The organism is Mesorhizobium sp. J428, from assembly GCF_024699925.1.
Classification (GTDB): Bacteria; Pseudomonadota; Alphaproteobacteria; order Rhizobiales; family Rhizobiaceae; genus Mesorhizobium_A.
In genome coordinates this window covers 4186636-4199157 of the sequence record NZ_JAJOMX010000001.1, presented here as the reverse complement: position 1 = coordinate 4199157, position 12522 = coordinate 4186636, and the positions used below count along the sequence as shown (strand labels likewise).

General features: G+C 64.5%; 16 protein-coding genes and 2 pseudogenes. 7 read left to right on the top strand and 11 right to left on the bottom strand.

Annotated features, from left to right (window positions below):
* Positions 1-9: 9 nt before the first annotated feature.
* From LRS09_RS21080 to cysS, 10 genes and pseudogenes are all read right to left on the bottom strand, one after another.
* Positions 10-1305, bottom strand: a complete 1296-nt coding sequence (locus tag LRS09_RS21080; protein ID WP_257808861.1) for an MFS transporter — start codon at positions 1303-1305, stop codon at positions 10-12.
* Between the two features lie 87 nt (positions 1306-1392).
* Positions 1393-1794: a MarR family winged helix-turn-helix transcriptional regulator gene (locus tag LRS09_RS21075; RefSeq protein ID WP_257808860.1), complete on the bottom strand. Its 402-nt coding sequence runs from the start codon at positions 1792-1794 to the stop codon at positions 1393-1395.
* Positions 1795-1852: 58 nt separating this feature from the next.
* Positions 1853-2431, bottom strand: a complete 579-nt coding sequence (locus LRS09_RS21070; RefSeq protein ID WP_257808859.1) for a hypothetical protein — start codon at positions 2429-2431, stop codon at positions 1853-1855.
* A gap of 48 nt (positions 2432-2479) precedes the next feature.
* A pseudogene (locus LRS09_RS21065) lies at positions 2480-2741 on the bottom strand (alpha-isopropylmalate synthase regulatory domain-containing protein); the annotation flags it as partial.
* A 656-nt stretch (positions 2742-3397) separates the two neighbouring features.
* Complete coding sequence (gene cimA / locus LRS09_RS21060) at positions 3398-5014, bottom strand: citramalate synthase (RefSeq protein ID WP_257808858.1); 1617 nt, start codon at positions 5012-5014, stop codon at positions 3398-3400.
* Between the two features lie 49 nt (positions 5015-5063).
* Entirely contained in the window at positions 5064-5543 is a 480-nt protein-coding gene (locus tag LRS09_RS21055; RefSeq protein WP_257808857.1) for a GFA family protein, read from the bottom strand.
* Positions 5540-6031: a GFA family protein gene (locus tag LRS09_RS21050; protein WP_257808856.1), complete on the bottom strand. Its 492-nt coding sequence runs from the start codon at positions 6029-6031 to the stop codon at positions 5540-5542. The genes LRS09_RS21055 and LRS09_RS21050 overlap by 4 nt, the downstream gene beginning before the upstream one ends.
* 3 nt (positions 6032-6034) lie before the next feature.
* Complete coding sequence (locus LRS09_RS21045; protein ID WP_257808855.1) at positions 6035-6418, bottom strand: VOC family protein; 384 nt, start codon at positions 6416-6418, stop codon at positions 6035-6037.
* Complete coding sequence (locus tag LRS09_RS21040) at positions 6415-6837, bottom strand: endonuclease domain-containing protein (protein ID WP_257808854.1); 423 nt, start codon at positions 6835-6837, stop codon at positions 6415-6417. The genes LRS09_RS21045 and LRS09_RS21040 overlap by 4 nt, the downstream gene beginning before the upstream one ends.
* A gap of 242 nt (positions 6838-7079) precedes the next feature.
* Positions 7080-8570: a cysteine--tRNA ligase gene (gene cysS / locus LRS09_RS21035; RefSeq protein ID WP_257808853.1), complete on the bottom strand. Its 1491-nt coding sequence runs from the start codon at positions 8568-8570 to the stop codon at positions 7080-7082.
* A gap of 122 nt (positions 8571-8692) precedes the next feature.
* Here cysS and LRS09_RS21030 point away from each other — a divergent pair, with 122 nt between their 5' ends.
* Both LRS09_RS21030 and LRS09_RS21025 read left to right on the top strand, forming a co-directional pair.
* Entirely contained in the window at positions 8693-8884 is a 192-nt protein-coding gene (locus tag LRS09_RS21030; protein WP_257808852.1) for a hypothetical protein, read from the top strand.
* A gap of 111 nt (positions 8885-8995) precedes the next feature.
* Positions 8996-9154 carry a transcriptional regulator gene (locus LRS09_RS21025; protein WP_257808850.1) on the top strand — a complete coding sequence of 53 codons (159 nt, stop codon included), beginning with the start codon at positions 8996-8998 and terminating at the stop codon, positions 9152-9154.
* 6 nt (positions 9155-9160) lie between these two features.
* Here LRS09_RS21025 and LRS09_RS21020 read toward each other — a convergent pair.
* Positions 9161-9920 (bottom strand): annotated as a pseudogene (locus LRS09_RS21020) (SOS response-associated peptidase).
* Positions 9921-10003: 83 nt separating this feature from the next.
* Here LRS09_RS21020 and LRS09_RS21015 point away from each other — a divergent pair.
* The 5 genes from LRS09_RS21015 (at position 10004) to LRS09_RS20995 (ending at position 12503) form a co-directional block, all read left to right on the top strand.
* A complete protein-coding gene (locus tag LRS09_RS21015; RefSeq protein ID WP_257808849.1) occupies positions 10004-10408 on the top strand; it encodes an NUDIX hydrolase in 405 nt (134 codons plus the stop codon).
* Between the two features lie 44 nt (positions 10409-10452).
* Positions 10453-10827, top strand: a complete 375-nt coding sequence (locus LRS09_RS21010; protein WP_257808848.1) for a TIGR02301 family protein — start codon at positions 10453-10455, stop codon at positions 10825-10827.
* 134 nt (positions 10828-10961) lie between these two features.
* Complete coding sequence (locus LRS09_RS21005) at positions 10962-11219, top strand: hypothetical protein (RefSeq protein WP_257808847.1); 258 nt, start codon at positions 10962-10964, stop codon at positions 11217-11219.
* A 51-nt stretch (positions 11220-11270) separates the two neighbouring features.
* Positions 11271-12071 carry a hypothetical protein gene (locus tag LRS09_RS21000; protein ID WP_257808846.1) on the top strand — a complete coding sequence of 267 codons (801 nt, stop codon included), beginning with the start codon at positions 11271-11273 and terminating at the stop codon, positions 12069-12071.
* Positions 12072-12185: 114 nt separating this feature from the next.
* Positions 12186-12503: a four helix bundle protein gene (locus LRS09_RS20995; protein WP_374684868.1), complete on the top strand. Its 318-nt coding sequence runs from the start codon at positions 12186-12188 to the stop codon at positions 12501-12503.
* Positions 12504-12522 lie beyond the last annotated feature (19 nt).

Here is a 12522-nt window from a genome sequence, read left to right as displayed (position 1 = left end):
GCCCGAGGCTCAGCCCGCCTGCGGGAGGGGTGCCGCGGTTCCCGGACGTCTCAGCAGCAGAACCGAGACGGAGGCCAGCAGGCACATGAGGCCGGCGATCTGGAGCGCGGGCATGTATGTGTCGAAGTCGCTGCGGAGATAGCCGGCGCCGAAGGCCGCGGTCGCGGCGCCGAGCTGGTGGCCGGCAAAGACCCAGCCGAAGACGAGGCCGGCCTTTTCGCGGCCGAAGTTCTCCGCTGCCAGCTTGACCGTCGGCGGCACGGTCGCGACCCAGTCCAACCCATAGAACACGGCGAAGATCGACAGTTCGAGCGCGCTGAAGCCCGACATGGAGAGGTAGATGAGCGACAGGCCGCGCAGGCCGTAGAACCAGAACAGGAGGAAGCGGTTGTCGTAGCGGTCGGACAGCCAGCCGGCGAAGATGGTGCCGACGAAGTCGAAGACGCCGATGACGGCGAGTGTGCCGGCGGCCGTCACCGCCGCCATGCCGAAGTCGCCGCAGATCGAGATCCAGTGGGTCTGGATCAGGCCGTTGGTCGACAGGCCGCAGACGAAGAACGTGCCGAAGAGGACCCAGAACACCGGGCTGGCCGTCGCCTCGCGCAGGACCAAAAGCGGCGAGGCGAGCGTGGCGAGCAGGCTGTGGTCCTGCCGCGGCGGAGCCGACACCGCGGTGTCGCCATAGGCCGGCAGGCCGACATCGGCGGGATAGTCGCGCATGAGGGCGAGGACCAGAACCATTGCGAGCGCGATGACCGCCACCGTGAAGGCGAGCGCGGTGCGCCAGCCATAGGCTTCGGTCAGGGCTGCAAGCAGCGGCAGGAAGACGAGCTGGCCGGTGGCGTTGCTGGCGGTCAGCAGGCCGACGACGAGGCCGCGGCGCTGCGTGAACCAGCGCGCGGCGACCGTGGCGCCAAGCACCAGCGCCGTCATGCCTGTCCCGATGCCCAGCACGACGCCCCACAGCAGGAGCAACTGCCAGACCTCGGTCATGAAGAAGGAGGCGACAATGCCGAAGACGATCAGCGCGAGCGCGGTCGCGACGACCTGGCGCACGCCGAAATGGTTCATGAAGGCGGCCGCGAAGGGACCGAACAGGCCGAACAGGACCAGGCGCACCGCCATCGCCGAGGAGATGTCGGCAATGTCCCAGCCGAACTCCTGGTGCAGCGGCTGGATCATCACGCCGGCCGAGCCCATTGCACCGGCGGTCGCCAGCATGGTGAGGAAGGTGGTCGCGGCGACGACCCAGCCATAGTGCAGATCGCGCGCGGCCATCCAGCGGGCCAGGCTTGCGGAGAACATGTGAGCGGTTCCTTTCCGTTCGCCGGGTCGGCGGATTTGCGGGTATATACCTATAAAACCATCTGTCGGGCGCGCCTGCCGCTTCGGTCAGAGGGCGGCGAGCAAGTGATGCAGCTGTTCGAGCTTCCCCTCCCCCAACCGCGCCTCGATGTCGTCCTGCACGCCATCCCACAGCGGCGCGCCGTCGCGCAGGACCGTCCTGCCGGCCTCGGTGACCGAGAGCACGGCTTCGCGCTGGTCCTCGCCGGCTGCACTCGCGACGAGCCCCATCCGCTGCAGCACCTTGGCGTTGCGCCCCACCGTCGAGCGGTCGAGTTCGACCCGCGCTGCAAGATCCGTCAGCGACACCGGCGCCATCCGCCTGATGTGCCGCAGCAGGCTGAACTGCGCGATGTTGACGCCCAACGGCGCCAACGCCTCGTCGTAGCGCGCCGAGACGCGCCGCGCCGCCTTGCGCAGGATCATGCAGTGGCAAGTGTCGCCGGACATGGTGCGGGTATATACCCGCATATCAGTTAGGACAAGATGCGCTACGGAAAATCACGCCCTATCTGAACATGCTCTTTAGGCTTCCGAAAAAGCTGGTCTTCTTCGGCAGGCTGTCACCGCCAGGCACCAGTTCGAAGAACTCGGAATCCGACCTGTCATACCGGAACCTGGTCACATCTTCGGCCAAATCGAGCGGAATTTCCGAGACGAAGTCGACCGACGCATCCCCAGCATCCTCCTCGTCTTGTTCGGCCATCCTCCTGCGCTCGATGCCGTCATAGGCGGGCGGCAGATTACCCTCCTCCTCAAGATGCCTGGGGTCGATCTGGGCATCATGCCAAACGCTCCAGACCTGCCGGCCGTTGCGCCACTGCTCGCTGGTCTGCATCATCGTAGTCTCGTTGACGTGGACCACCAAGATGTCGCCGCGACGGGATAGTCGGGCAAGTTCCGTTTCAGCGGCAAGGTCAAGGTTGATGTCGTTGAAGACGACGATCGACCAGTCCCCCGAACGCGTGGCGCTCACGTCGTAATCAAAAACTTCGCCGGATTGCCCGCTCAGGGTTAGCCCAAAGGCAACCGCGGCTTCGGTGACAGACATGTCCTTGAACGCGATCCAAGAGATCATGGAGCCCATCGTTCAACCCTCATCATTGCGACACGCGATGGACAAATCTTCCCACTTTCACTCCGCCGCCACCAGCCCCGCCATTTCCCGGTTCTTCATCAGCTTGTAGACGATCGAATCCATCAGCGCCTGGAAGGAGGCGTCGATGATGTTGTCGGAGACGCCGACCGTCCACCAGCGGGGCACCGGTGTAATCGTGGCTTTCGACCAGGACGCGCGTGATGGCCTCGGTGCCGCCTTTCAGGATGCGCACCTTGAAGTCGACCAGCGTCATGTCGGCGATCTCGCCCTGGAAGCGGCCGAAATCCTTGCGCAGCGCGGTGATCGGCCATTGTCTAGGTCTCGTGACTAGTCCTTAGGCAGTACCCGGCTTGTTGCCGTCTTTTATAAGTCTCTCAGGTGGCGGCGGCGGTGGGGGAGGAGGCGGAGCCTTGTCCTTGTCGCTCATTGCACAAATCCTAGCTGAGTGATTACAATGATAAGATATGCCATCGATATCGGAAACAGATTAAGCACTATCGCGCCGGTTGCAAGGTGGAGATAGTGAGATCTCAGATCATTGTTCTGCCCATTGCGGGTTGAATGGGCTATGTATTCCCTACAGATATATTTTTCAAATTCGTCATCGGCATCCTCGGGTTGTCCCTCGAATGCAGAGTAATGACTCTTGAGTTGCTGATAGTATATTTCGAGCGTTTTCGGTGATTGAATGTACCCATATGTATAATTATAGACGCATTTTACCGAAAACCAAATTGAAAATATCATAATTATAAGAGAGCACAGCATAAGAAATGCAATCATACCCTCGCTTGGATCATCTATATTTTTGATTTTCTCAAGCAAATACCACCACGCGACTACTGAAGCGAAAATCACTGTAAGCCTTGCCGAAAGCCCCTCTATGAGCCGATCCTTTCTCTCCAACTCGGCGCGATACATCTCCTTATAAAGTTCTTGCCGATCCATTTCATCCTACTCCGCCGCCACGAGCCCCGCCATTTCCCGGTTCTTCATCAGCTTGTAGACGATCGAATCCATCAGCGCCTGGAAAGAGGCGTCGATGATGTTGTCGGAGACGCCGACCGTCCACCAGCGGGCGCCGGTGGAATCGTGGCTTTCGATCAGGACGCGCGTGATGGCCTCGGTGCCGCCGTTGAGGATACGCACCTTGAAGTCGACCAGCGTCATGTCGGCGATCTCGTTCTGGAAGCGGCCGAGATCCTTGCGCAGCGCGATGTCAAGCGCGTTGACCGGGCCGTGGCCCTCGGCGACCGACATGCGCTCTTCGCCGTCGATCTGAATCTTCACAATGGCTTCCGAGACGGTCTTGATGCTGCCCTTGGCGTCGTAGCGGCGCTCGACCATGCAGCGGAAGCTTTCGACGCGGAAGAACTCCGGCACCGAGCCGAGCGTGCGACGCGCCAGCAATTCGAACGAGGCGTCGGCGCCCTCATAGGCATAACCCATCGCCTCGCGTTCCTTGACCAATGAAATCAGCGTGTCGAGGCGGCGGTCGGATTTACCCACCTCGATGCCGCGGCGCTTGAGCTCGGCGATGAAGTTCGACTTGCCGCCCTGGTCGGAGACCATGACGCGGCGGCGGTTTCCCACGCTTTCCGGCGGCACGTGTTCGTAGGTCGCCGGCTCCTTCACCAGCGCAGAGGCGTGGATGCCGGCCTTGGTGGCGAAGGCCGAGGAGCCGACATAGGGGGCCTGCGGCTCGGGCGCGCGGTTGAGCAACTCGTCGAAATTGCGCGACAGGCGCGAGATGCCTGCAAGGGACGCGGCCGGGATGCCGGTGTCGAAGCGCTGCGCATAAGCGGGCTTGAGCATCAGCGTCGGGATCAGGGTGACGAGGTTGGCGTTGCCGCAGCGCTCGCCTATGCCGTTCAGGGTGCCCTGGATCTGGCGCGCGCCGGCTTCGACGGCGGCCAGCGAGTTCGCCACCGCCTGGCCGGTGTCGTCATGGGCATGGATGCCGAGGTTGCGGCCCGGGATACCGGCCGCGATGACTTTGCCGACGATCTCGCGCACCTCCGACGGCTGCGTGCCGCCATTGGTGTCGCACAGCACCACCCAGCGGGCGCCGGCCTCGAAGGCAGCCTTCGCGCAGGCCAGCGCATAGTCCGGGTTGGCCTTGAAGCCGTCGAAGAAGTGCTCGCAGTCGATCATCGCCTCGCGGCCGGCGGAGACGGCGGCCTTTACCGACTCCGCGATCGATTCAAGGTTCTCCTCGTTGGTGCAGCCGAGCGCGACGCGGACGTGATAGTCCCAGCTCTTGGCGACGAAGCAGATCGCATCGGACTTCGCCTGCAAGAGGGCCGCCAGCCCCGGATCGTTGGAGGCCGAGACGCCGGCGCGCTTGGTCATGCCGAAGGCGACAAAGGACGCGTGATGCGTCCGGCTCTTCTCGAAGAAGGCCGTGTCGGTCGGGTTCGCGCCGGGATAGCCGCCCTCGACATAGGCCATGCCGAACTCGTCAAGCATCCTGGCAATCGCGACCTTGTCCTCGACGGAGAAGTCGATGCCCGGCGTCTGCTGGCCGTCGCGCAGCGTCGTGTCGAACAGGTAGAGGCGTTCGCGGGTCATTGCCTTGCCTTCCCCCTCCCCGTGCGGGAAAGGACTTGCGGTATCCCGTTCACAGGCGCAGCCCCTCGACCGGCCAGTTGTCGGTGTCATGGTCGGGGTGCTGGAAGGAGATCATCCCTTCCTCGCGGTTCGCGGAGTCGCCGTCGGCCGAGCGCTTCGGCGCGTCGAAGATCTCGGTGACCCAGGGAATGGCCGAGCCGGTGTGGACCTGGATCAGCGGCTTCAGGTCCGAGCGGTCGTCGAAGGCGCCGATGGCGATCTCCAGGCCCTCCGGGTGGCGATAGGTGAGCGGCGTGCCGCAGCGCTGGCAGAAGCCGCGCGAGATGTTGACCGACGACTGGAAATAGGCCGGCTCGTTGCGCGTCCATTCGACGCCGTCCTTCGGCGCCGTCACCAGCGGGCCGAAGAAGGAGCCGAACGCCTTCTGGCACATGCGGCAATGGCAGATCGAGGGGCGCCCCAGCGCGCCGCGGATGCGGAAGCGCACCGCGCCGCACTGGCAGCCGCCTGTCCTGATGGTTTCCGTCATGACTTATCCTCCGCTGGCCACTGGTCCGTATCGTAGTCTGGATGCTGGTAGGAGACGAGATCGGCGAGGAAGGGCGCGTCGGCGATGTCCGCCATCGTCTCCTCCCCGGGCAGATCAGGCACCTCGTCGACATAGGGCAGCTTCGCCTCGACGCCCCACTGGATGATGGGGCGGATGGTCGACGGGTCGTCGAAGGCGGCGATCGCAAGCGCCACCCCGTCCGGCGCCTCATAGGTGAGCGGCGTGCCGCAGTCGCCGCAGAAGCCGCGCCACGCATAGTTTGAGGATTGGAAGCGCTTGCGTTCGCCGCGCGTCCATTCGAGCTTCGCATGCCGCACCGAGACCAGCGGCAGGTAGAAATTGCCGGACGCCTTCTGGCACATGCGGCAATGGCAGACGGACGCATCGCCAAGCGCGCCCTCGACGCGAAAGCGCACCGCGCCGCACTGGCAGCCGCCGGAATAGATCGGCCGGTTGTCGAGGCTCATGTCTCACTCCGGCCTGTGGCAGACGGCTTCGACATTGTTGCCGTCGGGATCGAAGACGAAGGCGCCGTAATAGTCGGGATGGTAATGGGCACGGATGCCCGGCGCGCCGTTGTCGCGGCCGCCGGCGGCAAGCGCCGCCGTGTAGAAGGCGTCGACCTCGGCGCGGGAGGCGGCCGTGAAGGCATAGTGGCGGCCGGGGCCGATCGCGTCGGACTCGGTCAGCCAGAAATCAGGCTTCGTGCGGCCATAGCCGGCGACCCATTTGCCGCCGGTGAACTCCTTCGGCACGGTCATAAGGACCTTTGCGCCGATGGCGCCCATCGCCGCGTCGTAGAAGGTTTTTGCCTTGTCGGGGTCGGAGATGGGTATGCCGGTGTGGTCGATCATGGGTGATGCTCCTCCGGGGTGGCTGCAGACGGGCGAGCGTAGCGCGCAGCATCCCCCGCGGCGAGGCCCGCCGCGGTGACGATGTGCTGGCACACGCCCTCGATGTCGCGCAGCACGTCGTCATTCCAGAAGCGGAGGATGGTCCAGCCGCTGGCCTCCAGAAACGCAGTCCGCCGCGCGTCGCGCTCCGCAACCTCCTCTTCGCCGTGCTGGCTGCCGTCCAGTTCGATGACCAGCCTATTGGCGGGACAGGCGAAGTCGACGATGTAGTCGCCGATGCCGTATTGTCGCCGCAGCGACAGGCCTCCCAGCCGATGGGCGCGCGCTTCGTTCCACAGCTTCAGCTCCGCCTGGGTCATCTTCCGGCGCATGGCCTTGGCGCGGTCCCGATTGTTCGGAGGCAGCGGCGTGTGCGGCATGGTCAGGCCTCCGCCATTCCACATGCGGTGTGGCCGAAGGTGGGAGTTCTACGGCGCCCCCCTCCGTCCTGCCGGACATCTCCCCCACGAGGGGGGAGATTGGCCGTCACGTCGGCTTTCGCCAATCGCCAAGATCCGAGGAAGTGCGACCACAGTGGAGCTGCCAATCTCCCCCCTTGTGGGGGAGATGTCCGGCAGGACAGAGGGGGGGCGCTGTCCCGCAGACGTCTCGCGCTCCGTCCTCACCGCTTCACCTCCCATGTCGTGATGCGCTCGCCGGTCGTCGGGTCCTTGCCGTCCTTGAGCTGAATGCCTTGCGCCAGAAGCTCGTCGCGGATGCGGTCGGCTTCGGCCCAGTTCTTCTGAGCGATGAAGGCGAGGCGGCGGGTGACGGTTTGTTGCACGGCGGCGGTGTCGACGTCGGTGCCGCCGGTGTCGAAGCCGAGGAATGCCAGCGCAGTCTTGAGCGAGGCGGCGGCTGCGATCTCAGACGAGGCGGAGGAAGCGAGCTCGCTGAGCGCCTGGAAGGCCTGATAACTGCCCAGGTCGTCGGCGAGCGGATCGATTACGGCCGCCGGAACGGTCGCTGCCGCGAGGTCGGCGAGATCGGCGGCGCGTTTCCATTTCCGCAGCGTGTTCTCCGCCTCCTCAAGCTTGCGCACGCTGAAATCAATCGGCTCGCGATAGTGCGTCATCAGCATCGCCAGCCGCAGCACCTCACCCGGCCACGTCCGGCCGCCGAATTTCTCCGTCTCCAGCAGTTCGTGGATGGTGACGAAATTGCCGTCCGACTTCGACATCTTCTTCCCCTCAACCTGGAGGAAGCCGTTGTGGAGCCAGTAGTTGGCCATCACCTCGGTGCCGTGGGCGCAGCGGGACTGGGCGATCTCGTTTTCGTGGTGAGGGAAGATCAGGTCGAGGCCGCCGCCATGGATGTCGAACACCTCGCCGAGATAGGCGGCCGACATGGCCGAGCATTCGATGTGCCAGCCGGGCCGGCCACGGATGGCGACCATGTTCGAGGGCAGGTCCAGGGCGCGACGGTTGTCGTCCGAGACGCGAAACGACGCTTCCCATCCGGGCTCGTCGACTGAGCTCTCCTTCCAGAGCACGAAATCGGCCGGGTTCTTCTTGTGCGCATCGACGGCGATGCGCGCGCCGGCCTGCTGTTCATCGAGCGGGCGCTTGGAGAGCTGGCCGTAGTCGGCCATCGAAGCCACGTCGAACAGGACTTCGCCATTGGAAACATAGGCATGGCCGCGATCGATGAGGGATTGAATCAGCGTAGCCATGTCGGACTTGCCGTCGGCGCGGGGCAGCATGAATTCGGTCGCGCGCGGCTGGAAGGTGGGGGGCAGGCAGCCGAGCGCGGTGACGTCCTTCTGGTACTGCTCGTAGGTCGGCTCGGTGACCTTGCGGATCGCCTCGTTGAGCGATAGCTTTCCGGCCTCGATCTCGGCGCCATAGTCGCGCAGCGCACGCGCGTTGATCTTGTCGTCCACGTCGGTGATGTTGCGGACATAGGTGACATGGTCCGCGCCGTAGAGATGGCGCAGCAGCCGGTAGAGCACGTCGAAAACGATCGCCGGCCGCGCATTGCCGATATGGGCGTAGTCGTAGACCGTCGGGCCGCAGACATACATGCGCACGCGCGCCGCATCGATCGGGACGAAGTCCTCCTTCGTCCGCGTCAGCGTGTTGTAGAGCCTCAGGCCCTTGAACCCCTCAGACATCCATCCACCCAATCATGCGCGCGAATGCGCGGGCCTGCTGGCCGGGGCGTTTGCTGTCTTTTGAGAGAAGGCGAAAACGACCGGACCAGCGAAAGCGCTAGCCGATAATGCAAATCCCGCAAATGGCGAAGATCGTTTTCATCGCGCGCTTTATGCGGCGCGGGCGGGCGTTGCGTCAAGAGGAGACGATGCCGGACCCGCGCGACACGGTGTGGATACAGAGCGGGGCGAGACAGGAGCAACCGGCGAGGCGATTGCACCTGTATGAGGTGTGTCGTTTCGACATCACTGCGTTGACAAACGATCAACCATGAATCGGTAAAAGGCCGCCATCCGGGAAATGCCCCTCCCGGGACAGAATTCGGTCCCAATCGAACGTCATCCGGCTGCCTGCACGTCGAAACAACGGGACCAGAGGGAAGAAAATGACCCGTACGATCAGCGAAGCCGAACGCGCCCGACAGCAATATGCGGCACTCGTCAGCCACTACCGCGCCATCGGTCCGGCCGCGATCATGGCCGCGCTGCTGTGCGCCCGGAAGAAGAACCTGAAAAACCAGTTCGTGCTGAAGCGCGCGAGCTGACGGGCGTCAGAACAGCTCGATCTGACGCTCGTCCTTTGGCGGCGCCTTCGCCGCCGGCGCGGGCTGCTCGCCGACCGTCGCCGGATCCTGGATCTCCGGGCCGGTATTGGCGACCTTGTTGACCTTGTCCGAGATCGGGATCGCCTCGAAATAGTCGGGCGAGACAGGCCTGAGCAGGTCCGCCACGTCACGCGGCTCGCTGAAACGGCAGTCGAGCCAGCGCGCAAAATCCTCCGGCCGGATGACGACCGGCATGCGGTCGTGGATCGCGGCGATGGTGCCGTTGGCCGCCGTGGTCAGGATCGCGCCGGTGTCGATCTCCGAGCCGCCGGGCTCCGACCATGTCTCCATCAGGCCGCCGAACATCACGATGCCGCCACCGCGCGGGCGGATGAAATAAGGCTGGCTCTTCTTCGAGCCGTCGCGCTTCCACTCATAGAAGCCCGTGGCCGGGACCAGCGTGCGGCGATGCCGCATGGCGGCGCGGAAGGAGGCCTTCTCGGCCGCGGGTCTCCGACCGGGCGTTGATCAAGAGCGGCATGTCCTTCGGATCCTTCGCCCAGCCCGGGATCAGGCCCCAGCGTACCAGGAGCGCGCGGCGGTCCGGCAGGTTGGAGCCGGGCTCGTTGCGCGGGCCGGCGATGACCATCAGGATGGGCTGGGTCGGCGCGATATTGTAGCGGGGCGGGAAATCCTCGAGATCGAGGAGCGCCAGCAGCGCCTCCAGCTCCGCGGGCGTCGCGGTCAATGTGAAACGTCCGCACATGAGGCGAGATGTGACGATGGCGGCGCGCTCCGTCAAGTATCGGGCGCATTGCCCATCCATCCCGACGCGCCTAGGTTCGCAGCATGACTGTGTCCCACGCTCCCCTCCCCGCCGTCTCGATCGCACTGGTCGACCGCGACCGCGTGCTGCTGGTCAGGCGCGGGCGGGCGCCGGCGAAGGGGCTCTATGCGTTTCCGGGCGGGCGCGTGGAGGATGGCGAGAGCCTGGAGGCGGCCGTGCGGCGCGAGCTGTTCGAGGAGACTGGGCTGGGAGCGGAGGCGGTCGAACCGGTCGAGACGCTGCTGATCGAGCGCGAGGGCTCGGGCTCGACGTTCGAGCTCAACGTGTTCCGCGGCGTCTATGCGGGCGGCGAGCCGGTCGCCGGGGACGACGCGGAGACCGCCGGCTGGTTCACGCTCGCCGACATGGCCTGCCTGCCAGTCATCCCGTCCGTGCTCGCAGTCGCGCAAAGGCTGCTTTCCCCATGATACGCCGCCTTGCGGCAGCCCAAATCTTTGGCCAGAAGGGACGCATGACGCGTGGGGCTCTTCTTTCGGTTGCACTCCTGTCGGCGGTGCTGGCCGCACCGGTGTCGGCGCGCGCGGCCGAGGCGCCCTTCGAGAGCCGGCTGCTGCGGCTCTCCGAGATCCTCGGCTCGCTGCACTATCTGCGCAACCTGTGCGGCGAGACCTCGAACCAGTGGCGTGAGGAGATGGAGACGCTGCTGCGGACGGAGAACCCGGAGCCGGCGCTGCGCGCCCGCTACGTGTCGAGCTTCAACAACGGCTACCGCTCCTTCGCCGCCGGCTACTCCACCTGCACGGAATCCGCCTATACGGCGATCTCGCGCTACATGAAGGAAGGCGAGGAACTGTCGCGCGATATCGCGGCCAGGTTCGGCAATTAACCTTGCGCTTACTTTCGTGCAAAGGCGGGGGTGCGTGTGGATTCAAATGTGCTAAAAGTTTTAATCGTGCGTTAAGGATGGTTGCCGGCCGGTGAATCAGGCACACTGGCTTCGACAACGAGTGGATTGAGTCGATGGGTCAAGGTTTAGGCGAGCTCGACGCGCTGATGCGCGAGGAAAAGCGTCTTACGGCGCTGGAGAGCCAGACGGAAGCCTGGGCGGATGGCCTGTCCGCCGGGATCGAGCCGGAACTGATCGCCGAAGTCGCCCTTTCCACCGCCTTCACCGAGTTGCTGCGGACCTGCGGCGAGGACGCCGCCGTGGCGCTTGTCGATCGCATGCGGGAGAGAATCATCGCCGGCGAATTCACCCCGGGCATCTGCCGCCATTGACGTCGCGGCGCTCCGGCGCTTTCATCGACCCGAGCAGGCAGGCAGGACGATATGGCTCACGCTTCGCGAACAGTTCGCGCGACCACGATCGCTTTGCGGGCGGCATTGGTCGCCTCTACGCTTCTTTGCGCCGGGCAGGCCTTCGCGCTGAGCGAGATCAAGCCGGACGAGACGGCGCCGCCCGAGGTCACCGACCCCACGCCGCTGCCAGACCTGACGCCGGACAGGTCCGGCGAGGCGCCGACACCGAACCCCGCAACCCCGCCGCAGGACGCCACACCGTCTGAGAGCGCGCCGCCCGCCGACGGCGAGCCGGCGGAAACCGAGCCGTCGGAGGAAGAGACGGCCGATCCGGCGCGGCCGCATGTCGATCCCGACGCCGTCGTGCCGGAGATCATCTACGACCTGTCGCGGCTGCCGGGGCCGACGCGGCGGATGCGCGAACTGATCCTCGAGGCGACCAAGAGCGGCGACATCGAGAAGCTGCGGCCGCTGCTCGGCATGGGCGACGGGGCAACCACACTGTCCTTCGGCGGCGTGGAGGGCGACCTGATCGAATTCCTCAAGCAGCAGTCGGGCGACGGCGAAGGCCACGAGATCCTCGCCATCCTTGAGGAGGTGCTGGAGGCGGGCTTCGTCCATATCGACGCCGGCAAGCCGGAAGAGCTCTATGTCTGGCCGTATTTCTTCGCCGTCCCGATCGAGAAGCTGACGCCGCCGCAGCGGGTGGAGCTGTTCCGCATCGTCACCGCCGGCGACTACGAGGACATGAAGAACTACGGCGCCTATATCTTCTACCGCGTCGGCATCACGCCGGAGGGGCGGTGGATGTTTTTTGTGGCGGGGGATTAGGCAGTAGGCAGTAGGCAGTAGGCAGTAGGCAGTAGGCAGTAGGCAGTAGGCAGTAGGGAAGTGGACTCGGCGAAAATCGATTCGTACAGAGATCTTCTTGTCTGGCAGCGCGCCATGGACCTGTCAGTCGAAGCCTATAGCCTCACCAAAGATTGGCCCAAATCCGAGCAGTACGGTCTGACAAATCAAATTCGCCGCGCAGCGACTTCAATTGCCGCCAACATTGCCGAAGGATATGGCCGCGACAGCAAGGGCTCTTACCAACAGTTCCTTCGCATTGCGCAGGGCTCGCTGAAAGAGTTCGAGACCCATCTTCTTCTTTCGGTTCGTCTCGATTTCAGCTCGAAAGATGAGGCGGATCGTCTGCTGCTCGAATGCGACCAGTTAGGCAAGATGCTGCGAGCCCTGATCCGCAAGATCGAAGCAAGCTAGGAAGGCAATCCCTACTGCC

Bases quoted from the DNA above. Each gene is read 5' to 3' on its own strand.
- LRS09_RS21050 (WP_257808856.1), bottom strand. From the start codon at position 6,031: ATGAGCCTCGACAACCGGCCGATCTATTCCGGCGGCTGCCAGTGCGGC.
- LRS09_RS21070 (WP_257808859.1), bottom strand. From the start codon at position 2,431: ATGGGCTCCATGATCTCTTGGATCGCGTTCAAGGACATGTCTGTCACC.
- LRS09_RS20995 (WP_374684868.1), top strand. From the start codon at position 12,186: ATGGACCTGTCAGTCGAAGCCTATAGCCTCACCAAAGATTGGCCCAAA.
- LRS09_RS21010 (WP_257808848.1), top strand. From the start codon at position 10,453: ATGACGCGTGGGGCTCTTCTTTCGGTTGCACTCCTGTCGGCGGTGCTG.
- LRS09_RS21055 (WP_257808857.1), bottom strand. From the start codon at position 5,543: ATGACGGAAACCATCAGGACAGGCGGCTGCCAGTGCGGCGCGGTGCGC.
- LRS09_RS21075 (WP_257808860.1), bottom strand. From the start codon at position 1,794: ATGTCCGGCGACACTTGCCACTGCATGATCCTGCGCAAGGCGGCGCGG.
- LRS09_RS21025 (WP_257808850.1), top strand. From the start codon at position 8,996: ATGACCCGTACGATCAGCGAAGCCGAACGCGCCCGACAGCAATATGCG.
- cimA (WP_257808858.1), bottom strand. From the start codon at position 5,014: ATGACCCGCGAACGCCTCTACCTGTTCGACACGACGCTGCGCGACGGC.
- LRS09_RS21015 (WP_257808849.1), top strand. From the start codon at position 10,004: ATGACTGTGTCCCACGCTCCCCTCCCCGCCGTCTCGATCGCACTGGTC.
- LRS09_RS21080 (WP_257808861.1), bottom strand. From the start codon at position 1,305: ATGTTCTCCGCAAGCCTGGCCCGCTGGATGGCCGCGCGCGATCTGCAC.
- cysS (WP_257808853.1), bottom strand. From the start codon at position 8,570: ATGTCTGAGGGGTTCAAGGGCCTGAGGCTCTACAACACGCTGACGCGG.
- LRS09_RS21005 (WP_257808847.1), top strand. From the start codon at position 10,962: ATGGGTCAAGGTTTAGGCGAGCTCGACGCGCTGATGCGCGAGGAAAAG.
- LRS09_RS21045 (WP_257808855.1), bottom strand. From the start codon at position 6,418: ATGATCGACCACACCGGCATACCCATCTCCGACCCCGACAAGGCAAAA.
- LRS09_RS21040 (WP_257808854.1), bottom strand. From the start codon at position 6,837: ATGCCGCACACGCCGCTGCCTCCGAACAATCGGGACCGCGCCAAGGCC.
- LRS09_RS21000 (WP_257808846.1), top strand. From the start codon at position 11,271: ATGGCTCACGCTTCGCGAACAGTTCGCGCGACCACGATCGCTTTGCGG.
- LRS09_RS21030 (WP_257808852.1), top strand. From the start codon at position 8,693: ATGGCGAAGATCGTTTTCATCGCGCGCTTTATGCGGCGCGGGCGGGCG.